Raw genomic sequence first — 24,634 nt, 5'->3', positions numbered from 1 at the left:
GAGCCCGGCGGAATTTTCAGTACCATAGCCGCCCGTTCAAACGGAATGCGCTATGCAAAGCTTCTATGAAGCGACCGTCACTCGTCCCGAACGGCCGCGTTTGGCGGGCCGGCATAGCGCTCGCGTATGCATCATCGGTGGCGGACTGGCCGGGCTGTCGACCGCGCTCGGTCTCGCGGAGCGCGGTGTGCGCGACGTCGTCGTGCTGGAAGCGGAACAGGTCGGATTCGGCGCTTCGGGCCGCAATGGCGGCTTTGTGTTCGGCGGCTATAGCCTCGACTGCGCGGAACTGCTGAAGGTGCTCGGGCCGACACGGGCGCGCGAACTCTACACGCTGACCACCGATGCGGTGGATCTGATGCGCAAACGCATCCGGCGTTATCGCATCGAATGCGACGCGACCGATGCCGGTGTCATTCTCGCGAACTGGTTCGACGAGCCGGCGCGCCTCGATACGCAGCGCCAGCTAATGAAGGAATCGTTCGGCGTCGATTGGGAACCGCTTGGCGACGATGAACTCGCATCGCGGCTCAAAACCGACCGCTATTACGGCGGGCTTCTCGAGCGCAATGCCTTCCACTTTCATCCTTTGAAGTATGTAGTCGGCGTGGCAGCCGCGGCGGCCGACGCGGGTACGCGCATCCATGAGCACTCGCCGGTGCGCGCACTGCGCGCGCAAAGCGGCGGTTTCGCGATCGATACCGACGACGGAACCGTCGATGCGCAACACGTTGTGATGGCGGGCGGCGGCTATGCGCGCAACGTATATCCACGCGTCGAACGCGCGGTCCTGCCGATCGCCACCTATGTGATCGCGACCGAGCCGCTCGGCGCGCGGTTGAAAGACGCGATCGATTGCGCATCGGCGGTATATGACACACGCTTTGCATTCGACTATTACCGTCCGCTGCCCGACACGCGAATCCTGTGGGGCGGCCGCATCTCGATCGTCGAACGCACGCCGCAGGTCATCGAACGGCTACTGCGCCGGGATTTACTCAAGGTCTACCCGCAACTGCAAGACGTGCATGTCGACTATGCGTGGGGCGGATTGATGAGCTATGCGCGGCACAAGATGCCGCAAATCGGCCAGAGTGCGGATGGCGTCTGGTACGCGGTCGGTTTCGGCGGTCACGGGATGGCGCCGACCACCGTGTGCGGCGAGTTGCTCGCCGCAGCGCTATCCGGTGAACGACCCGTGCCCGACGCATTTGCAAAGTTTGGTCTCACGCACACGTTCGGTGCGTTCGGCCTCGCGGCCGCGCAACTGACCTACTCCGCGATGCAAACACGCGACGCGTTCGCCGCGCGACGGCGCGGCGGACGTTGAACCGACAACCGGGCGGACGTCAGGCCGCCATTGCGCGGCCACGCGAATCGCAGGTGACGGGTCTCTTCATGTTCGACTGTGACGACAAACATCGCGGTCCGGTGCGGCCTTGTTGGTGTACACAGTCATCATTGACGGACCGCCGCGTGGCACCTGCACTGGGCACGGCCCTTGCGTCGATATAATCGAGTCTTGTGTCATCGCTGAAGACAGCGTTCAAACATGGTCCAAACGCCAGGGAGAGTCATGAGGAATCCGTTGCAAGCATCGTTATCCGTCGTCGTCATCGCATGCGCGCTCAGCGCCTGCGCGCAGTTTCAAAGCAACCCCGACGCGGGCGATCCGGAAAACGACACGATCACGCAGCGCCCGGTTGCCGATGTCGTGCAATGCCTCGAACAGGAAGCCAGAAAGCACGATACGCACTTCACCACGTCGCCGATTCCGCAAGGCACGATGCTCGATTTCGGTGACTCGAATATCGTCAAGGTACGCACCGATACCGGTGGCACGACCTATCGGTTCTATGCGGGCAAGCGCCACATGTCGAACATGTGGATCGAGGCGGCCAGCAAGACGTGCGCGCCGTGACGCGCGGTGACAAACACGCGCGTCACAATGAAGTGTAAGCGGATCGCAAACGGTCGCGATGCGAACGCGGCAGCACATTGCGCGACCGTGCAAAAACGTCGCATACATGCGTCACTTAAGTATCGTTTAAGTTTGGCTCCCCATGATCCGAAGCCTGACTCGAACTGCGATCCGTACGAGGTGCCCGATGCACGACAATGAAAGCAAAAACGAACGCGCCGTCCTGCAAACCCCGGCGGCCACGAAGCGGCCAACGATCCTGCGCCGCCTGCTCAGCCACCATGAACTTGCCACGCTGCTGCTGTTGCTGCACGCGCCTATCGATGCGTACGCGAAACCGGAAATTCCATTGTTGAAGGAAGCGGGGCTCGTCGAAAGCATTGCTTCAGTTGCCGGCGCTCCGCGTTTTCGTCTAACCGAAGAAGGCAATGCGATTCTGCGTGGCCTCGGCATCCGATAACAGCATTCCTTTCATCACGCTTGCCATACCGCGTAACCTGCTTCGCGCAAACCGATCGCCAGTTCCACTTCCATATCGCGCGCGCCGTCATACGGCATCGGATTGTAAAAGTCATACAGCTCCGGCATTAGCCGCAAACCGTAGTCGCGCACATAGCGATTCGCCTGAATGTCCGCCTTGTGCCGATCAAAACGCAAGTCCGGGTCTAGCCCCGTCATTCCCACATATACGCACGGCCGGTCGAAGCGATAGTCGGGGTTCGCGCGCCTGAAGCGTGCTTCGTTCCATACCGTGTCGTCGAGTGCGACGACGTACACGTGATAGCGATGCGCGGCCCCTTGCTTTTTCATTTGCCGCGGACGACGCGCGTCATGCGGCTGCGCGCTGGCGGCCGTTGCCAAGCAGCAGCATCCGGTATTCAGTCGGCGTCACGCCGACGGTCGCCTTGAACTGCCGCGTGAATGCGCTGTGATCGGTGTAGCCGCACAGCGCGGCGACATCGGTGACCTTATCGTGCGATACGAGCAGCGCGGTCGCCGCATCGAGGCGCGTTTTCAGCAGCACCTGGCGCGGCGTCAGATGGAACACCTTGTGGAAATAGCGCTCGAGTTGCGCAACCGACATGTCAGCCATCGCCGCAAGCTGCTTCAGATTCAGAGGCTGCACGTAGTTTTGCTGGATGTACTGCACGACCGCCGCAAGACGCGTGTACGCAGGGTGACTGCTCTCGTCGGCCTTCAGGTCGCGCGACGTGCCCGCAAGCCCGACGATCTGCCCTGACGCGTCGCGCAGCGGTTGTTTGCAGGTCAGACACCAGCCAGGCTGGCGGCCCGGATACAGATGCAGTTCGAGCTGATCGACCATCTGGTTGCCGACATGAATGACCGCCTGGTCCTGCGCGGTATAGATCCGGCCGAAGCGGCGCGGAAATACGTCTTCAGCGGTCTTGCCGAGCAGCGCGTCCTTTTCCTTGTAGCCACAACGCGACACCAGCGTGCGATTGACCAGCGCGTACCGCGCGTCGGCATCCTTCACGAAGAACACGGTGTCCGGCATCGCATCGAAAACCGGCTCGAGCAGCGTGAAATGCGCGAGCATCGCGGCAAGCGCTGAAGCGCCTGCGCCCGGCGTCGCACGCGGCTTTGCTTCGGTCGTTTCCTGCGGGTGAGCCAGCGAGTTCATTGCGGGTTCCGTGATTCGCGGTGCGGCGCGAGGGTCATCCGACCGTGGTTCCTCCGGTCGTGTGCGACGATTATAGGGCCGCGCAGCGCCGCAAAAAATTCGGAGTGCGCCTCAGAGGCGACGTAAAGACGTTGATGTGCAACTCGCGGTACGTGGCCGCTCATTCGCTGGCGGTTGCCGGCTCCGGTGCGGCTTCGAGCAGTGTCGCAATCCGCGCCGGGCTGAACGGAGGCCGCGTTTGAGCGGTGTTCCAGCCGAAATACACCTCGGCCGCCGTTGCGCAGACTCGTCCCTGACAAGGCCCCATCCCGCAGCGCGTCTGCAGTTTTGCATCGCGCCAGTTCGTATGCTCGCGCACATCGGCGCAACTGACATCTTCACAGCGGCACAGCACCGTGTGATCGGATGGCAACGCGCGTGCGGCTTCGCGAAGCGCAAACGCGGTCTCGACACGCCGAGCGAAACGCTGCCAGCGATCGCGTTGCGCATGCAGTCGCGTCGCTTCACGGGTCGCGCCGACTGCATTCAGGCCAGCGATCTCGCCTTCGACGCTCGCCAGCTCCATGCCGCCGATGCCTGTGCATTCGCCCGCGGCAAATACCTGATCGAGCGACGTGCGCTGTTCGTGATCGACAATCAGCACGCTGCCCGCCGCAGCATCACGGCGAATCGCACAGCCCAGCGCGTCGCCGAGTGTGATGTTCGGCACGAGCCCATAACCGCACGCGATACGATCGCAGTCGAATACGACGTCGGCAGCGCGATCGGCGCTTGCGCCGCGGCGAATGCTGATCCGCTCGACGCGACCGTCGCCGTGCGCCTCGCGCACAACGCTGCCAGTCAGATAACGCAGCCCCCCAAAACCACGCGTTAGCTGCGCGGCCTGCCATAGCTTCGACGGCGTCGCCGCTAGCCCGATACCAAAACGCGCGAGCGCCGACCATGGCGCCTGCTCGACCACCGCAAGCACGGTCGCGCCCGCTTGCCGCGCGGTCGCAAGCGACGCAATCAGCAGCGGACCGCTACCCGCGATCACAATGCGCTCACCGCGCACCGGCATACCGCCCTTGATCAGCGCCTGCAAACCGCCGGCGCCGGTCACGCCGGGCAAGGTCCAGCCGTCGAACGGCAACAGCCGCTCGCGTGCGCCGGTTGCGAGAATCAAACGCTGGTAGCCGAGCTCGAGTGCGCCGCGTTGCGCCGATTCGACCAGCAAGCCGCGATCGTCTAGCGGTGCGACAACGCGCGCGGATGACAGCAACACGACGTTACCGGCGCTTCGCAACGCGGCAAGCTGCCAGGTCAACGCCGCAGCCGGCGGATGCGCGGGCCCATTGCGCCACACCTGACCACCCGCACGCGGATTGTCGTCGAGCACCGCGACGCGCGCGCCCGCCTGTGCGGCCGCACGCGCGGCGCTCAAACCGGCAGGGCCAGCGCCTACGACGACGACGTCAACCTGTTGTTTGATCATGTCAGCGCGGTCCGGTTGTTTCGATTACCTGTCCGTCGCGGCATAGCGTCTGACACGCGAGCGTGTGCGCGACACCGTCGATCGTCACGCGGCATTCCTGGCATACGCCCATTCCACACAGCGCGGTGCGCGGCGCGCCGCTTACCGAGGTGCGCGTGCCTGCAACACCCGCATCGGCCGCGAGCGCGGCCGCGACGGTCGAACCCGCGAGAACGATTAGTGCGCGCCCGTCGATCGTCACGCGCACGCGAGCTTCATTCAGGTTCGTGTCATGCATGGCAGACTCCGGGCGCGAAGCGCGCGGGCAAATACGGTTCGACCGGAATCGCCGTCGTACCGCCGGTGATCTGCGCGGCAAGCAATTGCGCGGTCGCAAGCGATGTCGTCACACCCAGACCTTCGTGACCGACAGCGAGCCAGACGCCGGCCGCGCTCTCGCCTGCAGCGCGATGGTCCGCACGCCCGATCAACGGCAAGCCATCCGGCGTCGCCGCGCGAAAGCCCGTCCACGCGCGAATGCCATTCAGGCGAGGCACCGCCGGCAAATACCGCGCGGCGCGCCGCAGCATCTGCGCGAGCACCGGCATTTCGACCGCGGGGTCGGTTGAATCGAACTGTCGCGACGAACCGATCAGCAGTTGGCCGGTCGGACGCGGCTGTGCATTGAACGCGACAGAGGTGCCGGTCGCATGATGCGCACTCTTGATATAGCCGAGCTCCAGCAGCTCATGCCGGATCAGGCCAGGATAGCGGTCCGTGATCAGCAGATGGCCCTTCTTCGGTTGCAGAGGCAACGATTGCACCAGACCGGTTGCGTGAATGCCGTTAGCGACGACCACGTGCGCCGCCTCGATGCGCTCGCCGTCCGCAAGCGTGACGGACCGTGCATCGACTGCGACCGCACGCGCGCCGAGCCGCACGTTGATGCGCGATGCGGCCGGCGACAGCGTCAGCAACCACTGCGTGGCCGCCGGCGCATAGACAATGCTGTCCTGTTCGATCAGCAGGCCGCCTGCCATGCCGTGCGTCAAGGCCGGCTCACACGCGCGTAGCGCGTTCGAGTCGAGCAATTGCGCGTCAACGCACTGTGCCGCGAACGCATCGTGCATCGTGCGCGCGGCTTGCCATTCTTCTTCGTCCGCCGCGACCCATAGCGTGCCGCAACGCGAGAACGCATCGCGCGTGCGCAACCGCGGCGCCAGCTCCAGCCACAAGTCTCGCGAATAACGGCTCAGCGCCAACTCGGCCGGCGACTCGTGCATCACGACGATATGCCCCATGCCCGCCGCGGTCGCACCGCCGCCGATGCCGTGAGCATCCAGCACCGTGACGCGCGAGCCACGCGCGGCCAGTTCCGCCGCGCATGCGGCGCCGACGATACCGGCGCCGACGATCAGTACATCCGCTTTCATCGACTGCCTCACGTCCGTGCTGCTTTGCCCTTCCCGCACAGGGTGCTCGCTATGGTTGCGCTCACAACGGATGCGTTAACCGCCACGGGTATTCCCATCGCTAACGTCATCGCGTCGGAATGCCCCATGTGAACGGGTCGCTTCCGTCAAAACACAGTCGGCTTTCCGCCATGATGTGGGCGTGTCCAGTAATTGTCGGGACGATCGCGGCGATGCCGTCAGCCGCCGCTTCCGCTGCTTCCGCTGCTTCCGCTGCTTCCGCTGCTTCCGCCGGTACATAGCAGGCTTCAAAGACGCTGCCGATAATGCTTTCCTGGCGCCATACCGCGCCCGGAGCAAGCTTGCCGTCGGCCGCGAGACAGGCAACCTTCGCGCTCGTCCCGGTGCCGCACGGCGAGCGATCGTATGCATTGCCCGGGCACAGCACGAAGCTGCGACTGTCGATGCCCTCGCGCGAGCCGGGACCGAACAGTTCGATATGGTCGATATAACCGCCCGCCGCACCCGTGATACCCGACGCATTCAGCGCGTCGCGCATCGTCGACGTGAACGCAGTCAGTTCAGCGATATGCGCGGGCTCCAGCACGCGACCATGATCCGCGACGAGGAAGAACCAGTTGCCGCCCCACGCAATATCGCCGGTGAATGCACCGTAACCCGGCACGTCCACGCTCACACTCTTCCGATAGCGGTAAGACGGCACGTTGCGTACCGACACGCTCAGATCGTCGTTCAACGTCGCTTCGACAACGCCGACCGGCGTCGCAATCCTGTGCTTCCCCGGGCCGATACGTCCCGTGTGCGCGAGCGACACAACGAGCCCAATCGTGCCGTGCCCACACATGCCGAGATAACCGACATTGTTGAAAAAGATCACGCCCGCCGCGCATTCAGGAACATCCGGCTCGCACAGCAGCGCGCCGACGACGACGTCCGAGCCGCGCGGCTCGGTCACGATGCCGGCTCGCCAGTTGTCGAAGCGGGTGCGGAATACATCGAGGCGCTCGGCGAGCGTGCCGCTGCCGAGGTCGGGGCCGCCGGATACGACGAGCCGCGTGGGCTCGCCGCCGGTGTGCGAGTCGATAACGTTCAGGGTTTTCATGGCGACATGGTAGGAATGCGGCACGCGCGAGTCTTGACCCCGCTGCGCGCCGTTCATGACGATTTCAGCATAGCCATCGCGACTGCGCGCCATTGTAGCGAATGCACTCGTCAACCGCTGCGAGGTTGAGTACGACAGCGTATGCCGATAGCGTCACCGGTCAGCGCGGCGTTGGACGATTGCCCGGCCGAGAAGCCGCTCATTCGCGCACCTGGTGACAACCCCAATTGTCCGAAATGCCCATCAGAAACGGGTTCAGGATGCCTACGCAAATCTCTTCGACTATGCTGAAATCGTCATCGAGCACGCGCGAATCGCGCAAGACGGCCGATTTTTCCCTGCTTACACTGCGATCGATTCATCAACATCAGGAGAGCCGTCGTGGCGCATATCTGGGAAGGCGTATTGCCCGCCGTCACCACCAAATTCAACGCGGATTTCAGCATAGACCGCGCGTGGACGAAGAAGAACATCGAGGCACAGATCGACGCGGGCGTCGACGGGATTATCGTATGCGGTTCGCTCGGCGAAGCGTCGACGCTTTCCCTCGATGAAAAGTTGCAAGTGCTCGATATCGCCGTCGAAGCGTCGCATGGCCGTGTGCCGGTGCTGCTGACGATCGCCGAAAACAGCACGCTCGACGCCTGCCGCCAGGCCGAAGCGGGTGCGCGGCGCGGCGCGGCCGGCTATATGGTGCTGCCTGGCCTGCGGTATCTGTCGGACCGCCGCGAAACGCTGAACCATTTCCGGATGGTTGCGAACGCAAGCAGCTTGCCGCTGATGATCTACAACAATCCGCTTGCATACGGCGTCGATATGACACCCGACATGTTTGCGGAGATCGCGGATGAAAAGAAGATCGTCGCGATCAAGGAATCGTGTGGCGACGTGCGGCGCGTGACCGATCTGATCAACGCAGTGGGCGACCGTTACGCGATTCTGTGCGGCGTCGACAACCTCGCACTCGAGGCGATGACGATGGGCGCGCACGGCTGGGTCGCGGGGCTCGTTTGCGCGTTCCCGCACGAGACGGTCGCGATCTACAAGCTGTTCAAGGCAGGCCGCTTCGAGGAAGCACGCGCCATTTACCGCTGGTTTGCGCCGCTGCTGGCACTCGACGTATCGGCAAAGCTCGTGCAGAACATCAAGCTGGCCGAAGCGATCGTCGGCCTGGGTACCGAGCCGGTTCGTCCGCCGCGCCTGCCGCTCGCGGGCGATGAGCGCAAAGCGGTCGAGGCGCTGGTCCGCCGCTCGATCGAAGCGCGTCCTGCTCTGCCAAAGCTGTAATCGACGCTGCGTTCGCAGCCGTTTTCGATGCTGTTACCACTGCTGTCGTCGCATCACGCGTAACACCCGCGGCGTGCCATCGCGCACGCCGCGTCCGGCATTCGCAGCACCACGCTTGTCAACCATGCACGGGCCGCATGCATCGCGTGCGTGATGCCTGCGTGCATTCATACACGGGGGAGTCACAGTGAAGCTCAAGATATCGCATATCGTGATCGCATCGGCGCTCACGTGGACGACCGGCGCGCAAGCCGCGGACGGCGACGTCGTGAAGATCGGTTTTGCCGCGCCGTTGACCGGCCAGCAATCGAATTACGGCACCGACATGCAAAAGGGCGCGCAACTCGCGATCGACGATTTCAACGCGACGCATCCGGTGATCGGCGGCAAGCCGGTTACGTTCGCGTTGACGTCCGAAGACGACCAGGCCGATCCGCGCACGGGCACGACCGTCGCACAACGTCTGATTGACGGCGGCGTGCACGGCATCGTCGGTCACTTCAACTCGGGCACGAGTATTCCCGCGTCCGACCTGTATAACCGTGCGGGTCTGCCGCAGGTTTCCATGGCGACGTCGCCGGCCTACACCGCACGCGGCTACAAAACCACCTACCGGCTGCTGACCAGTGATTCGCAAGCGGGCAGCATCATGGGCACCTATGTGGTGAAGCACCTGAAGTACAGCCGTGTCGCGATCATCGATGACCGCACCGCATATGGCCAGGGAATCGCCGACGAGTTCGCCGCAGCCGTGACGGCAGCGGGCGGCACCGTCGTCAAACGCGACTTCACGAACGACAAGGCGCTCGATTTCTCCGCGATCCTGACCAACATGAAGGGCTTGAACCCGGACGCGATCTTCTACGGCGGCGGCGACGCGCAATCGTCGCCGATGATCCGCAAGATGCGCCAGCTCGGCATCAAGTCCGCGTTTATCACTGGCGAGATGTCGAAGTCGCCGACTTTCCTGAAGGTCGGCGGCAGCGCGGCCGAAGGCTCGATCGTGTATATGGGCGGTCTACCGAAAGAGAAAATGCCAGGTTTTACCGGCTTCGAAACGCGCTACAAGGCACGCTTCCATGAAGACCCGGTTACCTACTCGCCGTACTCGTACGACGGCACGATCGCGCTTCTGACTGCAATGAAAGATGCGAACTCGACCGACCCGAAGGTGTACACGGCATGGCTCGACAAGGTGAACCTGAAGGGCGTCACGTCAAACGACGTCGCGTACGACGCGAAAGGCGATCTGAAAGACGCGCCGGTGACAATCTATAGGGTGGAAAAAGGCGCATTCGTGCCGATGGATACGATCGGCGGAAAGAGCTGAGCGGGTTGCAGTTCAATCAGCGCGCGGCATCGCACCGCGCGCGTCGTTGCTTCTCAATGTTCATGCTCGATGATCAGGCTGCGGCGATTTCGACCGCCGCAGTCGCTTCAGCCGGCGTGTCATGCTCGGGACGCACGCATAACAAACGGTAACCGCTCTTGTACACCGGCTGCAGACAATAGTCGTTGCACGCTTCGATCTGCAGCAGCAAGCGCAGGCGCGACACGTGGCTGTCGATCGTGCGCGTGACTTCGAGAAATTCGCGCCCCCACACCATCGCGAAGATATGGTCGCGCGACAGCACACGGCCGACATTCGAAAAGAACAGCGTCGCGAGGCGATACTGCGTACCCGACAATTGAACCGGCTTGCCGCGCAGCTTGACGATCTGGCGGCGCGTGTCGAAATGGTACGGGCCGACATCGAAGCACGTCACGCCAAACCGCTCCGGATACGAGCGCCGCAATAGCGCGGTGACCCGTTCGCGGAATTCGGCGATGCGGATCGGAAATGTCAGGTAATCGTCCGCGCCGCTGATCAGCGCACGCACGACGTTTTCTTCGGCGCCCTCTTCGGACACGAATATTGCCGGCACGCGGTCACCGCTCACCGCACGCGTGGACTTCAGCACGTCGACGCCGGACATTCGTACGCCGTGCCAATCGAGCACGAGCAGGTCGGCGGTGGAGCGCGCGAGCGCTTTGGACATCGTCAAACCGTCGTCATAGACCATGCAGCTATGACCAGACTGCACCAGGATGCGCTCCAGGTGCTTGCCTCGCACCGGGTCGCGTTGAAGGATTGCTATACGCATTGTAAAAATTCTCGACTAGTAGCCTCGGTGGCGATTCTCTGGGCACGAAATACTCATGCCCATAAGATCAGTCTGAATTTGCATACGCTGCGCGCTCGGCGGGCCCATTCCGACCGGGCCCAAACCGGCTGCGCGAAATCACGCGCCGATATTTCGCAAGAGCCCGAAACGTCACGACAACGATCCGCCCTACCATGGGTCGCATGAAGACCCTATCCCTTTCCTCACCGTCCGACACGTCGTCATCGTCACGTTTGACACCTGCGCTCGCGCGGATTGTCGCGACCGTCAGTGTCGGCTTCGTCGTCACGCAACTCGATGTGACGATCGTCAACGTCGCGCTCGCGCGCATCGGCGCCGATTTGCACGCGAACGTCACCGCGCTGCAGTGGATCGTCGATGCGTACACGCTCGCGTTCGCGGTGCTGATGCTGTCGGCAGGCGCGCTCGGCGACCGGTACGGCGCACGGCGGATGTTTGCGGGCGGCATTGTGCTATTCGCGTTCGCGTCGCTGCTATGCGGACTCGCCGCGAATGACACGCTGCTCGTCGCCGCACGCGCGCTCCAGGGGGTCGGTGCGGCCGCGATGCTGCCGAACTCGCTCGCGTTGCTGAATCGGTCGTGCGCGCACGATCCGAAGTTGCGCGCGCGTGCGGTCGGCCTGTGGACCGCCGCCGGCGCGATCTCGATCGCCGCGGGCCCGGTCGTCGGCGGCGTGCTGATCGACCTGTTCGGTTGGCGCAGCATCTTTCTGGTGAACCTGCCGTTATGCGCGGCCGGCCTTGTCGCAACGTTCGCATGGTTGCCGAAGCCTGCGCCGGCCAGCACGCGAGTGCAGTCCGCACCCGCAGCTTCGGCGCGCGGCATCGATCCGCTCGGCCAGTTTCTCGCCATCATCGCGTTGACCGCGTTCACCGGCGCAGTGATCGAGTGGCGGCCGCTCGGTATCGCGCATCCTCTGGTCGCGGGCGGCCTCGGTGTTGCGCTGGTCGCCGGGCTCGCATTTATCGCCACCGAGCAGCGCGCCGCTGCGCCAATGCTACCGCTCGCGCTATTCAGCAACCGTACGTTTAGCGCCGCGGTGCTGTTCGGCGTGTGCGTGAATCTGACGTACTACGGTGTCGTGTTCGTGCTGAGCCTGTTCTTGCAGCGCGTGCGTGGCGACACGCCGTTGCAGGCCGGCCTCGCGTTCCTGCCGCTGACCGGCGGGTTTCTGGTTTCGAATGTCGTCAGCGGCTGGGTGGTCGGCCGCTTCGGCTCGCGCGTGCCGATGTTCACCGGCGCGCTGATTGCCGCGCTCGGCTACGGCCTGCTGCAACGCGTGGATGCGCACACGCCGCTGTGGGCGCTGCTGGTGCCGTTCCTGCTGATCCCGTCCGGCATGGGACTCGCGGTGCCCGCGATGACGACCGCGGTGCTCGCGTCGGCGGACGCACGGCGTGCCGGCACCGCGTCCGCGGTACTGAACACGGCACGCCAGGCAGGCGGCGCGGTCGGCGTCGCCGCGTTTGGCGCGCTGGCGAGTGGCTCGCAAGCCGTGCACATCGTGGCGGGGCTGCATGCCGCAACGGCCGTTTCGACTGTGGTGCTGCTGATCGCCGCGGCACTCGCGCGTTTCATCGATCCGCATCCGCATGCACGCGTGCAACGCGGGCCGCAAACTTCGCCACGAGAAAGTGCGACCTGAGCGCGAGCCAGGTCCGATCCGCGCCCCGCCGAAAACAAAGACGCCCGCGATACGGTTCGTATCGCGGGCGTCTGATCTTGTAGCACGCGGACTGTAGCGCGCAAAGGGTTGGGTATCTCCTACAACGTCACTTCCTGAATTTGCCCGGTATCGAGCGCCTTTTCGATCAGCCCTTCGCTTTGCGTCTTGCGAATTGCGTTCGCGACAAGGTCTTCGGGCTCTTCGATTTCCGCCTTGATCGTACCGATCAAACCGGACGCATCGAGAATCACGAGCGTTTTCGCCGAGTCGGCCTGACTAATGATGACGCGATGCGGCGTCGGCCCTTCGCCGAGGCTCGCGCAAAACTGCATGACCTGGCCGCCGATCAATTGGTCGAAAGCTTGAATCATTGCATCTCCTTGTCAGCTCAAAACGATTGCGCTGGATAACGCCATATCGGCACCCACAACCGGCGCCAATTCGATACACGGCGTTCGCTACAGGCTCAACCTGCCACGCGGCGCCCGCATGCCGTCGACGCTGATGCGCCCCGCACCGGTCACCACCAACAGCAGGAAACCACCGGCAATCGCGATGTTCTTCCAGAAATGCACGACCATTTCACGTTCAACGTTGGGGTCGGTCGCATTCCAGAAATCATGCCCGAGAACCGCAGTCGCCACCGTGTAGATTGCAAGAATCAAACCGACCGCGCGCATTCGCCAGCCGAACACGAGCAAGATCCCGCCGAGCAGCTCGATCGCGACGACAATCGGCCCCGCGAACATCACAAATGGCACGCCTCTCGAGTTCAGGTAGCCCAGAAAGCCTGCGTAACCCGTCAATTTCATCGTGGCGCCCCAAAGGAACAGCACCGCAAGCGCGATACGTGCAATGAAAATCACGCCGGATTCGACGGTACGCGTCATGTTGGTCTCCTCCCATTCGAATATGCAAAAGACCGTGCCAAAACGCGTCAGTTCCCGCAAATGGCCGTAGGCTCTCGCATTCGGTGCTTTATATGCAATCGATATAGCGACGGGCACGATGCATCCGAATGACGCTCAAGCACTTTTAACTCAATGTTTTAACTCACAGCTTGTGACGCCGGTTGTTATAATCCTCTCATAACCCGAACGAAATCTAACGCGCGTCGCGCACGGTATCTCAGAGGAATCCATGGTCAAAACTGAACGTCTGCGCGTGCTTGCCGATGCATTGGCAAGACAAAGCGTGATGCGTCTGCGCGACGCGGCATCACTGCTCGGCGTTTCGGAAATGACCGTGCGCCGCGATATTGCCGCGAGCCCAGGCAAATTCACGTATCTCGGCGGATATATCGTCAGCGCGACCGACGTGCCCAATAGCGCCGGCTATTCGCTGGAGCAGGAAAAAGATCACTTCGCGCACGCAAAGGCGGAAGCTTCGTCGATTGCAGCCGGGCTCATCGTCGACAACGAAACGATTTTTATCGACTGCGGCACCACGCTCACCACGCTCGCGCGGCTGATCCCAACGGAGATGCATGTGACGGTGGTTTGCTATTCGCTTAACGTCGCGGAAATTTTGCGGCGCAAACCGAACGTGCGGATGATCCTGCTGGGCGGCGTTTATGTGCCGTCGTCCGACTCGTTCGCTGGCGAGGAAAGCATCGAGGTGCTGAGCCGGATGGGCATCAACAAGGCGTTTATTTCAGCAGGCGGTGTCGATGCCGCACGCGGCGTCACATGCTGGAATTTTCACGAGGTCGCGCTCAAGCAGGCGGCGATGGCAAGCGCGGTGGAAAGCCATCTGGTGGTGGACAGCAGCAAGTTCGGGGTGGTCAAAGCGGTGCGCTTTTCACAGGTCGACGACTTCGACTCGATCATCACCGAGAAAGGACAGGAAGCACGCCGGCGCAAGTGAACGCGCCGGCGTTTGCAGTCTGAGCGGTCGTGTCTGAAGGCCCCGGCGCATGAAGCAACGCCCGCGGCAGAACCGCTGCGGCGAAGTCGCTAGCGCTTTCGCTGCAGCGCGAACAGCGTACCGGCAACCAGAATAAACGCGCCGATAATCACCTTCTGCCAGGTGCTCGGCACGCCGACCAGAATCAGCACATTCTCGATCAGCGTCACGAGCACGACACCGAGCAGCGTACCCGCCACCGTCCCGGTGCCGCCCGTGATGCGCGCGCCGCCGAGAATCACCGCGGCGATCACATCGAGTTCCGTGCCGACCAGGTCGAACGGATTGGCAAGCCGATTGTTCGACACGTGAATAATGCCGGCGATGCCCGCCAGCATCCCCGTATAGCCGAACACGAACAGGTGGATTGCGCGCAGGTTATAGCCGAGCCGCTCGGCAATCGCGAGACTGCCGCCCATTGCATAGACGCCGCGTCCCATCATCGTGCGGTTGAGCAGCCACCATGTGACCACCGCGGCGATCACGAGCGCGAGCACCGAGACCGGCAGCACCGCGCGCAGACCATCGGCCGTGTGATAGAAGAACAGCGGAATGCGGCCGAAGTGGTCCATGCTGTGCGGGATGTTCATAAAGAACGTCGTGCCGATAAACGTCAGCAGCAGACCGCGATACAGATATTGCGTGCCGATCGTCACGATCAGCGACGGCGCTTTGAGCCTGAAAACAAGCACGCCGTTGATCAAGCCGAGCAGAATGCCGCCCACCGCGCCGGTCAGCAGGATCAGCGCGAACGGTGCATCGGGCCACCACGCGAATACAGCTTTCGTGATCCCGTACATGGTTAGCGCCGCGATTGCGGTGAACGATACGTCGATACCACCTGACGCAAGCACGACCAGCGTGCCGAGTGCGAACAACGACACGGTCGTCGCTGAATGCAGCAGGTCGAACAGCGTCGCAAACTGGAAAAAGCGCGGATTGATCGCGCCGACGACAACGCACAACACGACGATCAACGCAGCCGTGAACCATTCAGGCTGACGCGCGAGACGCGTACGCCAGCCTGACGGCTTGAGCTTCGGTGCGATTTCAGCGACGTTGGGAGTGGCCATGGTCCGGTTCATGCTCGATGACATCGATGACTTCCTATAACCTTTAAAACCGATGAAGCGCCTGAGACTGCAATGCTGAGTTACCCCTATGCGGCTTCCGACAGCAGCGCGTGATACAGGTCTGCTTCTTCCAGCTGATCCGCGCGGTACTCGTTCGCGACGCGGCCTTTCTTCATCATCAGAATCCGGTCGCAGTTCTGCAGCAACTCGGGCAAGTCGTCGCTGATCAGAATGATGCCGATCCCGCGCTGCGACAGTCGCTGCATGATCCGGTAGATGATGTCCTTCGAACCGACATCGACGCCGACCGTCGGCCCATGCAGAATCAGCACGCGCGGATCGATCGCGAGCCAGCGGCCGATCAGCACGCGCTGCTGGTTGCCGCCCGATAGCGATTGCACGGGCTTGTCGACGTCCGGCGTCGCGATTTGCAGTTCTTTCACGGTATCGACCGCGAGTGCCTGCGCTCGGGCGCGATCGACTTGCCCGAAGCGATCTCGCAGACTCGCGATCATCGCGGTGATCACATTGTCGCGAATCGGCTTGTCGAGAAAGAGCCCTTCGTTAAGCCGGTCTTCGGGTACGTAGCCAATCCGATGTTCTTTCGCGTCGGACGGCGTACGCACCGCAATCATCTTGCCGTCCAGCACCAGCGCGCCGCTATCGGCCGGCGCGACACCGGCGAGCGCGCGTGCCAGTTCGTTGCGGCCCGAATCGAGCAGTCCGGTTACACCGAGAATTTCACCGCGATGCACGCAGAACGACACATCCGCGAACTGCGCGGCGCGCGTCAGATGCTTCACGTCGAGCACCACTTCGCTGCCGACTCCGCCTTCGCGATAGCGCTCATTCGACAACTGGCGCCCGGTCATCAGTTCGCTGATCTGCGCCTTCGAGTAGTGCTCGATCGGACCTTGCGCCATCTTCTGACCGTCGCGCAGCACGATCACTTCGCCGCCAATCGCATAGCATTCGTCGAGCTTGTGGCTGACGAACAGCACCGTCACGCCGTGCGCGCGCAGATTGGCAAGCACCGCGATCAGATTGTCGACTTCCTTTTGCGTGAGCGACGTGGTCGGTTCGTCCATGATCACGAACTTCGCCTCGCTGGCGATCGCGCGTGCAATCGCGACGAGTTGACGGGTCGCCAGCGGCAACTGTTCGATTAGCGTTGCCTGAAATTCGGCGTCGCCAGGTAGCCCGACTGCATGCAATGCGCGCTGCGCAGTCGCCGCGAGCGCTTTGCGGTCGAAGGTGCGCGTCAGGCGCCCGTTGTGCTCAGCGAGTTCCGACGTCAGCGCGACATTCTCCGCGACGTTCATATTCGGCAGCAGCGACAGGTCCTGATAAACCGTCTCGATGCCCGCCGCGAGCGATTCGAGTGCCGACAGCCGCGCGTGCCGCACGCCTTCGATAACGAGTTCGCCTTCATCCGGCGGTTGGGCGCCGGAAATGATCTTGATCAGCGTGCTCTTGCCGCAGCCGTTTTCGCCGAGCAGGTGATAAATCTGCCCACGCTGAAACGACAGGCTTACGCCACGCAGCGCATGCACGCCGGTAAAGCGCTTGTGCACGCCGACCACTTCGAGAAACGGTGTCGAGGAAACGGGTGAGTTCATGTGCGAGGCCGTCATCTTCAAACGCGCATCCGCGTCGGGATACCCACTGACGACGCGGATGCGCGGCATTGCCGCCATCAAACCAGCATCAAAAGATGCTGCCTAGAACGAGTACTGCTTGTAGTTCGACTTGTCGACGCTGACCCAGCCTTGACCGCGCACGATAATGCCCTTGCCCGGTCCCTTCGACACCGTCACCTTCTCGTAGCCCGGCAGACCGAGGTTCGCGCCGTTTTCGACCGTCTTGCCGTCGATCAGCATCTTCGCAACCTTGTTCATCGCGATGCCGGCGAGCTTCGGATCCCAGAACGCGATACCGTTGATCGCACCGCTTTCGAGGTACTTGCCCGCTTCGGTCGGCAGACCCGTGCCGTACACGCAGATCTTGCCCTGCAGACCGGCTTCCTCGACCGCGCGGCCGATGCCGATCACGTCGAGCGACGACGAGCCCTGGAAGCCCTTCAGATCCGGATGCTTGCGCAGCACTTCCTTCGCCACTTCATACGCGCGCTCGCCGTCGTTGTTGGTCTCGAGGTTCTTTTCGACGAGACTCATCTTCGGATACTTCTTCGCTGCGTTGTCGATGCCGCCGTTCGCCCACTGCACCTGCGAGCGGCTGCCGAGCGAGCCGACCAGCGTCGCCCACTTGCCTTCGTCGTGCATGCACGATGCAAGCCGTTCGTTGAGCGCGGCGCCGTATGCGGAATTGTCGAACGCCTCGACGTCGACCATCGTGTTCTTTTCGTTGTCCGCCTCGTGCGTGACCACCTTGATGCCGCGGTCCATCGCCTTCTTCAGCGCCGGCTCGAGCGTCGGCGGGTCATACGGCACGACCGCGATCGCATTCACTTTCTTCGCGATCAGGTCTTCGATAATCTTCAGCTGCTGCGCGGCGTCCGCGCGGCCCGGCCCTGTCTGATAGACCGTCACGCCCGGCGTTTCCTGGCCGAACTGCTTGACGCCTTCGTCCATCCGGTTGAACCAGCTGATGCCCGTTACCTTGACGACCGTGACAATCGTTTCATTGGTTGCCGCATAGGCGGTCGCGGCGATACCGGCGGCGAGTGCGCATGCTGTCAAAGCAACGCCCAAACGTACGGGTTTCATGTAGTTGTCTCCTTGCTTTTTCGTTGACGCCCCACGATTAACGAAGACGGACGCCTGAGGCGCGATGTCCGCCTGATTTCCTGCGGTTGACCCGCTAGCCGCCTGCCGGACGCTTGCCGCCGGCCCGCTGACTACCGAAGCCGAAGATCGCGCGCACGCGCTCGCCGCCCGCAAATGCCAGCGACAGCAGCAGCAGGAAGCCCCATGCGCAATCGCCGAAGAACTGCGACACGCCGAGCAGATTGAACAGGCTCGACAGGAACTGCAGCACGGTCGCGGCAAAAAACACACAGATGATGCGTCCATAGCCGCCGGCCGGATTCACACCGCCCATCACCGCGATCAGAATTGCGATCAGCAGATACGAATTGCCGTAGTCCCATTTCGCGCTCGACGTGTGCGACACACTGACAAGCCCGGCCAGCGACGCAAGCACGCCGCACATCGTGTAAGTGAGGATCAGCATCCGTTCACGCGGAATGCCCGCATAAAATGCGGCGCGCTGATTGGTGCCCATCAGATACAGACGCAGGCCGAACGGCGTGCGCTTGAGCAGCCAGCCGAGAAAGACGACTGCGACCATGAAGATCCAGAACTGGATCGGCACCTGCAAGAACGTGCCGTTGCCGATATCGGAAAGCGGATCGACATAGTCGACGTGAACCGATGCGCCATTACTGAGCGCCACCGCGATGCCGGTGAAGAGCAGCTGCGTACCGAGCGTGCAGAGGATCGGCGTGAGCTTCAGGCGCGCGATGATAAAACCATTCAACAAGCCACCGAGCAGGCCCGAGCCAACCACGATCACGCAGAACAGCGCGGTAAATAGCGCCGGCGAATCGTCGCCGCTCACCACATGCGGCACGATCAGCGCGGCAATCATGCCGGAAAGATTCGCCAGCCCGACACCGGACAGATCGATACCGCCGTTGCCGGACAGCATCGACAGCATGATGCCGAGCGCGAGCAGCGCTACTTCGGGAAGTTGTGCGGCCATCGACTGCAGATTGTCGATGCCGACGAACTGGCCGCGTGAAAGCCAGATCGCGACCAGCACGATCACCAGATTCACGGCGAGCAGGAAGTTCAGCTGCCGGTCGGCGAACAGCTTTTGCGCGTTGAGCGAGAACCTCATGGTAACGGCAAGCTCCTTCAGACTTCGCGATACGTCGGGGATTCGATCATGCGGACAGCGCGCGCGCGGATCCGGACTGACTCAGAACCTGGTTGATTTCGGCGAGCGATGGCATCGACGGCGCGGTGCCCGCGCGCGTCACCGAAATGCCCGCGAGCGCGCACCCAAACCGGGTCGCCTCAAGCGGACTCTCGCCACGCGCGAGCGCGGCCGCGAAACCGCCGGTGAAGCCATCGCCAGCGCCCGCGGTTTCAACGACGCGCCCGCAACGAAACGCGGGCACGAATACCGACTGATGCGCGCAATGCAGCAGCGCCCCTGCTTCGCCTAGTGTGATGATCGCGGTGCCAACACCTTTTTTTAGCAGCACGTCCGCTGCACGGCGCGCGTCGTCGACATTGTTCACGGCCATGCCGGTCAGTGCGGCAGTCTCGGTCTCGTTCGGCGTGATGTAGTCGCACAGTGGGAAGATATCGTCGCCAAGCGGCAACGCGGGCGCTGGATTAAACACTGTCGTCACGCCGTGCTTGCGCGCGACTTCGAGGCCGCGCTTCGCCGCGGGAATCGGCTGTTCGAGCTGCGTGACGAACACGCGTGCACCTGCAATATCGGCTTCGATCGCATCGACGTCCGCGGCGGACATCGTGCCTGCCGCGCCGGACGCGACGATGATCGCATTCATTCCGCTGGTTTCATCGACGAAGATATGCGCGGCGCCCGTCGACGCGCCGTCGATCACGGTGGCCCGCGACGTGATGCCTTCGGCGTCCCAGGTCGCCCGCGCGATCTGGCCGAATGCGTCGTTGCCGACGCGCGTGCAGAACACAACGTCAGCACCCGCGCGCGCGGCGGCGACCGCCTGGTTCGAGCCCTTGCCGCCCGGGCCCATCGCGAATGCGGAGCCGGCGATGGTTTCGCCGATCAATGGCATCCGTTCCGCGCGAAACGTCAGGTCCGTCACGTAGATACCGAGGATCACCACGCGACCGCGAGCTTGCGATTGCGTGGTCATTTGCGTGTTTCCCGCGGAGCATCCGGCGCGAGCATCACGCCTTTCTTGAATACGAAGCAGCCGTACCCGCGTTGCTCGCCGGTCGCGATCACGCAATACGCTTTGCGCGCGCGCTCATAGAAAGCGAAGCGTTCGATCGAATGGAACGGCACATTACGCCCTTCGGCTGAGTCGACTTCGGCCTGCGCCTCGCGCTGCACCGCGGGAATCGTGTTCGGCTCGCCCACCACCTCCATCCGCAACGCGGGATCGTCGACGAACGTGTCGAGCGGCAACACCGACAATACCGCGCGGACGGCACGCGGCGCGTCCGCGCCGTCGATCCGCAGCAGCTTGCCGAGCACCGTTGCGCGCGCAACGGAGTCGGCGGGGAAATTCGCGTCGCAAATAATGAGTTCGTCGCCGTGTCCCATCGCGCGCAGCGCATACAGCACGTCGGCGTTAAGCAGCGGGTCTACATTTTTCAGCACGTTGTCTCCTCCGTTTTCAGTTGGCTTGTGATCCGTCGCGCGTTTCTCGCGCATTCAGCAGATCAGTCGCCGTACGGTATCCAGATATTCTTCACCTGCACGGCCTGGCGCAGCAGCGCCGGCCCTTCTGTCGACCGGTCGAACCAGTCGAAGCAGCGGCCGTAGTCGACGAACATGCGCTTCAGGTTGCCGACCGATGCACGCTCGACCTTCGTCGAATCGCTCGCGTCACCGAAGCACCACAGCGCATCGACATCGTCATGTTTCGCTAGCGCGTCGAGCAACGGGCCACGCTCGCCGGTCACGATGTTCAGCACACCCGCAGGCACATCCGATGTTTCCACGACCTGATAAAAATCGGTCGCCGCGAGCGGGCACGCAGCGCTCGGCAACGCGACGACGCGGTTACCCATCGCCAACGCCGGCGCCACCAGCGACACGAACGCAAGCAGCGGCGCCTCGTCCGGGCACGCGATACCGATCACACCCAGCGGCTCGTGCATCGCGAGCGCGACGCCGCGCAGCGGCGGCGCATGCACCGCGCCATCGAACTTGTCGGCCCATGCGGCGTACGTGAACAGCCGCTTGACCGATTCCTCCACCTCATTGCGCGCGCCGGACTCGCTGACACCGGTTCGCGCAACCAGCTGCGCCGCAAATTCGCGTGAGCGCACCGCAAGGTTCTCGGCAAGGAAATACAGCACCTGCGCCCGGTTATGCGCGGTCGTACCCGACCACTTCTGCGCGTTACGCGCGGCGGCCACCGCATTGCGAATGTCCTTGCGGTTGCCCGCGCCGACTTCGCCCACCATCCCGCCATCAGGCGCGACCACCGGCAGCGAGTAACCGCTGTCCGGCCGCACCTGCTTGCCGCCGACGAACAGCTTCGCGGTGCGATCGACATTGAACGGGTCATTCGCATCGCGCGCGAAGGCGTCATCGCCCGTCAACGCTTCGCTGACGACACGCTGAACCGCACGCCGCTGCGGCAGATTAAGCCAAGCGTTCGGCTTCAGGTATTCGTAAATGCCCTCCCGCCCGCCTTCGCGGCCATAGCCGGATTCGCGATAGCCGCCGAAGCCGACCGCCGCGTCGAACAGATTCGTCGCGTTGATCCACACGACACCGCACGCGAGACGCGGCGCGATATCGAGTGCGCGGCCGATCGTTTCGCTCCACACGCTCGCGGCCAAACCGTAGCGTGTGTTGTTTGCGAGCGCAACTGCTTCGTCGGGTGTACGAAAGCTCATCGTCACTAGCACGGGGCCGAAGATTTCTTCCTGTGCAAGGGTCGACGCCGGAGCGACGCCGGTCACGAGCGTCGGCGGATAAAAACAGCCTTGTCCGGGCATCTGCGTTTGCGCAGCTTGCCAAACCATGCAACCTTCGCGGCGCCCCATTTCGACCAGCGACTGGATCCGCTCGAGCTGCACCGGGTCGACGATCGCACCGATATCGATGCCCTTGTCCAGCGATGGACCGACGCGCAACGTCGCCATACGCCGCTTCAGCTTTTCGATAAAACGGGCTTCGACGCCTTCCTGCACGAGCAGCCGCGAGCCGGCGCAGCACACCTGCCCCTGGTTGAACCAGATCGCGTCGACCACGCCTTCCACCGCGCCGTCGAGATCCGCATCGTCGAACACGATAAACGGCGACTTGCCGCCGAGCTCGAGTGTCAGCGATTTGCCGGAGCCGGCGGTGGCCTCGCGAATCAGCCGGCCGACTTCGGTCGAACCGGTAAACGCAATCTTGTCGATATCCGGATGCTCGACCAGCGCGGCGCCCGTGCGGCCATCACCGGTCACGACGTTCAGTACGCCGGACGGCAGACCGGCGCGCTGCGCGAGCTCGGCGAACAGCAATGCGGTCAACGGCGTGTATTCAGCCGGCTTCAGCACCACGCAGTTACCGGTCGCGAGCGCGGGCGCGATCTTCCATGCGAGCATCAGCAGCGGGAAGTTCCACGGCACGATCTGACCGATCACACCGAGCGGCGCGTAGTCCGCGAATTCGCTGTCCTGCAGTTGCGCCCAGCCGGCGTGATGCAGAAAGTGGCGCGCGACGAGCGGAATATCGATGTCGCGTGTTTCGCGTATCGGCTTGCCGTTATCGAGCGCCTCCAGCACCGCGAATAGCCGGCTGTGCCGCTGCACCATCCGTGCGAGCGCATACAAATGCCGCGCGCGCCCCGCGCCGCCCAATGCACGCCATGCGGACTGCGCGGCGCGCGCGGCGGCCACCGCCGCGTCGACGTCAGCCGCATCGCCTTGCGCAATCTGCGCGAGCGGCTGGCCCGAGGCCGGCTCATGCGTCGCGAAACGCTCGCCCGAAGACGGCGCGCGCCACGCGCCGCCGATGAAATGACCGAAGACGCCGCTATGCTGCGCGAGCCATGCGCGCGCGGGCTGGTCGTCCTCCGGTGCGGGACCGTACTCCATCGATGAAAAATACTCGGCTACGCTCATGAGAATCGGTTTGCTTGCAGATGCAACGTTATGCAACGGGGTGACGGTTGAAGGCGGAGTAACGGCCGCTCGCGTGATGTTCGAGCTGACGCTCGATATCGGCGAGCAAACTCGATGCGCCGATACGGAACAGTTCCGGCTCGAGCCATGCGCGCCCGAGTTCTTCCTTCATCAGTATCTGATACAGCAGCGCCGTCTTCGCATCCGAGACGCCGCCCGCCGGCTTGAAGCCGATCAGCACGCCAGTGCGCGCGTGGTATTCGCGAATCATCCGCACCATCACGAGCGACACGTCGAGCGTCGCGTTGACGCCTTCCTTGCCGGTCGACGTCTTGATGAAATCGGCGCCGGCCATCATGCACACCATCGATGCGCGCGCAACGTTCGACAGCGTGCGAATATCGCCGGTCGCGAGAATTGCCTTCAGGTGCGCGGCGCCGCACGCGGCGCGGAAGTCGCGCACTTCGTCATAGAGCGCACGCCAGTTGCCGGTCAGCACGTACTCGCGCGTGACGACGATGTCGATTTCTTCGGCACCGTCCGCTACCGACGCTTCGATCTCTTTCAGTTTCAGTTCGTGCGGATTCAGCCCGGCGGGAAAGCCTGTCGACACCGCGGCAACCGGAATGCCGCTGCCGCGCAGCGCGTCGACCGCGGTCGCGACGAAACGGTGATACACGCACACCGCGCCGGTCGTGATCCCATGCGGCGCGATACCGAGCTCCGCAAGGATGTCCGCGCGCACCGGCTGACGCGCTTTCGCGCACAAACGGCGCACGCGGCCTTCGGTGTCGTCGCCGCTGAGCGTCGTGAGATCGATGCAGGTGATCGCTTTCAGCAGCCACGCGGCCTGCGCGTCTTTCTTGACGGTGCGGCGCGTGCCGAGCGTGGCAGTGCGCCGCTCGACAGCGGACTGATTGACGCGCAGGTCGTCGAACCACGACGCGTCGAACGGCGCGCCGGGATTGCGCGCGGGATGAACAACGGCGCCGCGCGCAAGCGCAACGACCGAAGAAGACAAGGTGGAAGCTTCAGGCATGAGACGTTCGCGGTTTTGTGCAATGCACAGCAACGGCTGATGGTTTGTTAGCAACCAATCGTACTTTATTGAGATGATCGTAACAAGCACCGTTACTTTGATTTCACACGCATTC

25 protein-coding genes and 1 pseudogene are annotated in these 24,634 nt (G+C 63.1%); 8 read left to right on the top strand and 18 right to left on the bottom strand.

Translation table 11 applies throughout. The annotated features are described in order from the left end of the window. Positions 1–52: 52 nt before the first annotated feature. The 3 genes from BX592_RS03345 to BX592_RS03335 all read left to right on the top strand — a co-directional run bounded on the left by BX592_RS03345 (position 53) and on the right by BX592_RS03335 (position 2,381). On the top strand, positions 53–1,330 hold the full coding sequence (locus BX592_RS03345) for an NAD(P)/FAD-dependent oxidoreductase (protein WP_134190228.1): 1,278 nt from the start codon (positions 53–55) through the stop codon (positions 1,328–1,330). 246 nt (positions 1,331–1,576) lie between these two features. Next, on the top strand, positions 1,577–1,921 hold the full coding sequence (locus tag BX592_RS03340; protein ID WP_134190227.1) for a hypothetical protein: 345 nt from the start codon (positions 1,577–1,579) through the stop codon (positions 1,919–1,921). Positions 1,922–2,108: 187 nt separating this feature from the next. Then, the gene (locus BX592_RS03335; protein WP_134190226.1) at positions 2,109–2,381 is read left to right on the top strand and encodes a hypothetical protein; all 273 of its coding nucleotides are present in this window, start codon (positions 2,109–2,111) and stop codon (positions 2,379–2,381) included. A gap of 14 nt (positions 2,382–2,395) precedes the next feature. Here the strand turns inward: BX592_RS03335 and BX592_RS03330 are convergent, their stop codons facing one another. The 6 genes from BX592_RS03330 to BX592_RS03305 form a co-directional block, all read right to left on the bottom strand. Continuing rightward, on the bottom strand, positions 2,396–2,731 hold the full coding sequence (locus BX592_RS03330) for a hypothetical protein (RefSeq protein WP_134190225.1): 336 nt from the start codon (positions 2,729–2,731) through the stop codon (positions 2,396–2,398). Between the two features lie 19 nt (positions 2,732–2,750). After that, positions 2,751–3,563 carry an AraC family transcriptional regulator gene (locus BX592_RS03325; RefSeq protein WP_377681601.1) on the bottom strand — a complete coding sequence of 271 codons (813 nt, stop codon included), beginning with the start codon at positions 3,561–3,563 and terminating at the stop codon, positions 2,751–2,753. 160 nt (positions 3,564–3,723) lie between these two features. Next, on the bottom strand, positions 3,724–5,037 hold the full coding sequence (locus BX592_RS03320; RefSeq protein WP_208327834.1) for an NAD(P)/FAD-dependent oxidoreductase: 1,314 nt from the start codon (positions 5,035–5,037) through the stop codon (positions 3,724–3,726). Between the two features lies 1 nt (position 5,038). Beyond that, a complete protein-coding gene (locus tag BX592_RS03315) occupies positions 5,039–5,314 on the bottom strand; it encodes a 2Fe-2S iron-sulfur cluster-binding protein (RefSeq protein WP_134190224.1) in 276 nt (91 codons plus the stop codon). Next, entirely contained in the window at positions 5,307–6,461 is a 1,155-nt protein-coding gene (locus BX592_RS03310) for an NAD(P)/FAD-dependent oxidoreductase (protein ID WP_279589167.1), read from the bottom strand. The genes BX592_RS03315 and BX592_RS03310 overlap by 8 nt, the downstream gene beginning before the upstream one ends. Positions 6,462–6,555: 94 nt before the next feature. Beyond that, positions 6,556–7,551 carry a 4-hydroxyproline epimerase gene (locus BX592_RS03305; protein ID WP_134190222.1) on the bottom strand — a complete coding sequence of 332 codons (996 nt, stop codon included), beginning with the start codon at positions 7,549–7,551 and terminating at the stop codon, positions 6,556–6,558. 381 nt (positions 7,552–7,932) lie between these two features. Between BX592_RS03305 and BX592_RS03300 the strand changes: the two genes are divergently transcribed. After that, positions 7,933–8,838: a dihydrodipicolinate synthase family protein gene (locus BX592_RS03300; protein ID WP_134190221.1), complete on the top strand. Its 906-nt coding sequence runs from the start codon at positions 7,933–7,935 to the stop codon at positions 8,836–8,838. Between the two features lie 187 nt (positions 8,839–9,025). Next, positions 9,026–10,168 carry a branched-chain amino acid ABC transporter substrate-binding protein gene (locus BX592_RS03295; protein WP_134190220.1) on the top strand — a complete coding sequence of 381 codons (1,143 nt, stop codon included), beginning with the start codon at positions 9,026–9,028 and terminating at the stop codon, positions 10,166–10,168. A gap of 73 nt (positions 10,169–10,241) precedes the next feature. Here BX592_RS03295 and BX592_RS03290 read toward each other — a convergent pair whose 3' ends face one another. Beyond that, on the bottom strand, positions 10,242–10,982 hold the full coding sequence (locus BX592_RS03290; RefSeq protein WP_134190219.1) for a response regulator transcription factor: 741 nt from the start codon (positions 10,980–10,982) through the stop codon (positions 10,242–10,244). A gap of 203 nt (positions 10,983–11,185) precedes the next feature. Between BX592_RS03290 and BX592_RS03285 the strand changes: the two genes are divergently transcribed. Next, on the top strand, positions 11,186–12,670 hold the full coding sequence (locus BX592_RS03285) for an MFS transporter (protein WP_243849271.1): 1,485 nt from the start codon (positions 11,186–11,188) through the stop codon (positions 12,668–12,670). A gap of 119 nt (positions 12,671–12,789) precedes the next feature. Here the strand turns inward: BX592_RS03285 and BX592_RS03280 are convergent, their stop codons facing one another. Next, the gene (locus tag BX592_RS03280; protein ID WP_134190217.1) at positions 12,790–13,062 is read right to left on the bottom strand and encodes a hypothetical protein; all 273 of its coding nucleotides are present in this window, start codon (positions 13,060–13,062) and stop codon (positions 12,790–12,792) included. 87 nt (positions 13,063–13,149) lie between these two features. Continuing rightward, positions 13,150–13,581, bottom strand: a complete 432-nt coding sequence (locus tag BX592_RS03275) for a DoxX family protein (RefSeq protein ID WP_134190216.1) — start codon at positions 13,579–13,581, stop codon at positions 13,150–13,152. 250 nt (positions 13,582–13,831) lie between these two features. Between BX592_RS03275 and BX592_RS03270 the strand changes: the two genes are divergently transcribed. Then, positions 13,832–14,557, top strand: coding sequence for a DeoR/GlpR family DNA-binding transcription regulator (locus BX592_RS03270; RefSeq protein ID WP_134190215.1), 726 nt, complete (start codon positions 13,832–13,834; stop codon positions 14,555–14,557). 89 nt (positions 14,558–14,646) lie between these two features. Here the strand turns inward: BX592_RS03270 and BX592_RS03265 are convergent, their stop codons facing one another. Together BX592_RS03265 and BX592_RS35115 are read right to left on the bottom strand one after the other, a co-directional pair. Continuing rightward, positions 14,647–15,693 carry an ABC transporter permease gene (locus BX592_RS03265; RefSeq protein WP_134190214.1) on the bottom strand — a complete coding sequence of 349 codons (1,047 nt, stop codon included), beginning with the start codon at positions 15,691–15,693 and terminating at the stop codon, positions 14,647–14,649. Positions 15,694–15,755: 62 nt separating this feature from the next. Beyond that, positions 15,756–16,436, bottom strand: a complete 681-nt coding sequence (locus BX592_RS35115) for an ATP-binding cassette domain-containing protein (RefSeq protein WP_425021304.1) — start codon at positions 16,434–16,436, stop codon at positions 15,756–15,758. Between BX592_RS35115 and BX592_RS35110 the strand changes: the two genes are divergently transcribed. Further along, positions 16,419–16,838, top strand: a complete 420-nt coding sequence (locus BX592_RS35110) for a lantibiotic dehydratase C-terminal domain-containing protein (RefSeq protein WP_475483652.1) — start codon at positions 16,419–16,421, stop codon at positions 16,836–16,838. The two genes, BX592_RS35115 and BX592_RS35110, sit on opposite strands and share 18 nt — an antisense overlap. On the opposite strand, the pseudogene BX592_RS35105 reads toward BX592_RS35110, so the two are convergent. The 7 genes and pseudogenes from BX592_RS35105 to deoC form a co-directional block, all read right to left on the bottom strand. After that, a pseudogene (locus BX592_RS35105) lies at positions 16,752–17,288 on the bottom strand (ATP-binding cassette domain-containing protein); the annotation flags it as partial. The gene BX592_RS35110 and the pseudogene BX592_RS35105 overlap by 87 nt on opposite strands. A 102-nt stretch (positions 17,289–17,390) precedes the next feature. After that, a complete protein-coding gene (locus tag BX592_RS03255) occupies positions 17,391–18,395 on the bottom strand; it encodes an autoinducer 2 ABC transporter substrate-binding protein (RefSeq protein WP_134190212.1) in 1,005 nt (334 codons plus the stop codon). Between the two features lie 94 nt (positions 18,396–18,489). Continuing rightward, positions 18,490–19,530, bottom strand: a complete 1,041-nt coding sequence (locus BX592_RS03250; protein WP_134190211.1) for an ABC transporter permease — start codon at positions 19,528–19,530, stop codon at positions 18,490–18,492. A gap of 46 nt (positions 19,531–19,576) precedes the next feature. Next, entirely contained in the window at positions 19,577–20,542 is a 966-nt protein-coding gene (rbsK, locus tag BX592_RS03245; protein WP_134190210.1) for a ribokinase, read from the bottom strand. Then, positions 20,539–21,012, bottom strand: coding sequence for an RbsD/FucU family protein (locus BX592_RS03240; protein ID WP_134190209.1), 474 nt, complete (start codon positions 21,010–21,012; stop codon positions 20,539–20,541). The genes rbsK and BX592_RS03240 overlap by 4 nt, the downstream gene beginning before the upstream one ends. A gap of 62 nt (positions 21,013–21,074) precedes the next feature. Next, the gene (locus BX592_RS03235) at positions 21,075–23,480 is read right to left on the bottom strand and encodes an aldehyde dehydrogenase family protein (RefSeq protein ID WP_134190208.1); all 2,406 of its coding nucleotides are present in this window, start codon (positions 23,478–23,480) and stop codon (positions 21,075–21,077) included. A 28-nt stretch (positions 23,481–23,508) separates the two neighbouring features. Further along, on the bottom strand, positions 23,509–24,519 hold the full coding sequence (gene deoC / locus BX592_RS03230; RefSeq protein WP_134190207.1) for a deoxyribose-phosphate aldolase: 1,011 nt from the start codon (positions 24,517–24,519) through the stop codon (positions 23,509–23,511). Between the last annotated feature and the right edge of the window lie 115 nt (positions 24,520–24,634).

The organism is Paraburkholderia rhizosphaerae (genome assembly GCF_004366595.1).
Lineage (GTDB): Bacteria > Pseudomonadota > Gammaproteobacteria > Burkholderiales > Burkholderiaceae > Paraburkholderia > Paraburkholderia rhizosphaerae.
This window is presented reverse-complemented; position numbering and strand designations above follow the sequence as displayed.

Coding starts and splice junctions, on each gene's coding strand:
- BX592_RS35110 (WP_475483652.1), top strand. CDS start 16,419: ATGCACGCAGAACGACACATCCGCGAACTGCGCGGCGCGCGTCAGATG.
- BX592_RS03285 (WP_243849271.1), top strand. CDS start 11,186: ATGAAGACCCTATCCCTTTCCTCACCGTCCGACACGTCGTCATCGTCA.
- BX592_RS03290 (WP_134190219.1), bottom strand. CDS start 10,982: ATGCGTATAGCAATCCTTCAACGCGACCCGGTGCGAGGCAAGCACCTG.
- rbsK (WP_134190210.1), bottom strand. CDS start 20,542: ATGACCACGCAATCGCAAGCTCGCGGTCGCGTGGTGATCCTCGGTATC.
- BX592_RS03325 (WP_377681601.1), bottom strand. CDS start 3,563: ATGAACTCGCTGGCTCACCCGCAGGAAACGACCGAAGCAAAGCCGCGT.
- BX592_RS03335 (WP_134190226.1), top strand. CDS start 2,109: ATGCACGACAATGAAAGCAAAAACGAACGCGCCGTCCTGCAAACCCCG.
- BX592_RS03270 (WP_134190215.1), top strand. CDS start 13,832: ATGGTCAAAACTGAACGTCTGCGCGTGCTTGCCGATGCATTGGCAAGA.
- BX592_RS03280 (WP_134190217.1), bottom strand. CDS start 13,062: ATGATTCAAGCTTTCGACCAATTGATCGGCGGCCAGGTCATGCAGTTT.
- BX592_RS03255 (WP_134190212.1), bottom strand. CDS start 18,395: ATGAAACCCGTACGTTTGGGCGTTGCTTTGACAGCATGCGCACTCGCC.
- deoC (WP_134190207.1), bottom strand. CDS start 24,519: ATGCCTGAAGCTTCCACCTTGTCTTCTTCGGTCGTTGCGCTTGCGCGC.
- BX592_RS03275 (WP_134190216.1), bottom strand. CDS start 13,581: ATGACGCGTACCGTCGAATCCGGCGTGATTTTCATTGCACGTATCGCG.
- BX592_RS03340 (WP_134190227.1), top strand. CDS start 1,577: ATGAGGAATCCGTTGCAAGCATCGTTATCCGTCGTCGTCATCGCATGC.
- BX592_RS03345 (WP_134190228.1), top strand. CDS start 53: ATGCAAAGCTTCTATGAAGCGACCGTCACTCGTCCCGAACGGCCGCGT.
- BX592_RS03250 (WP_134190211.1), bottom strand. CDS start 19,530: ATGAGGTTCTCGCTCAACGCGCAAAAGCTGTTCGCCGACCGGCAGCTG.
- BX592_RS03330 (WP_134190225.1), bottom strand. CDS start 2,731: ATGAAAAAGCAAGGGGCCGCGCATCGCTATCACGTGTACGTCGTCGCA.
- BX592_RS03315 (WP_134190224.1), bottom strand. CDS start 5,314: ATGCATGACACGAACCTGAATGAAGCTCGCGTGCGCGTGACGATCGAC.
- BX592_RS03305 (WP_134190222.1), bottom strand. CDS start 7,551: ATGAAAACCCTGAACGTTATCGACTCGCACACCGGCGGCGAGCCCACG.
- BX592_RS03320 (WP_208327834.1), bottom strand. CDS start 5,037: ATGATCAAACAACAGGTTGACGTCGTCGTCGTAGGCGCTGGCCCTGCC.
- BX592_RS03265 (WP_134190214.1), bottom strand. CDS start 15,693: ATGTCATCGAGCATGAACCGGACCATGGCCACTCCCAACGTCGCTGAA.
- BX592_RS03235 (WP_134190208.1), bottom strand. CDS start 23,480: ATGAGCGTAGCCGAGTATTTTTCATCGATGGAGTACGGTCCCGCACCG.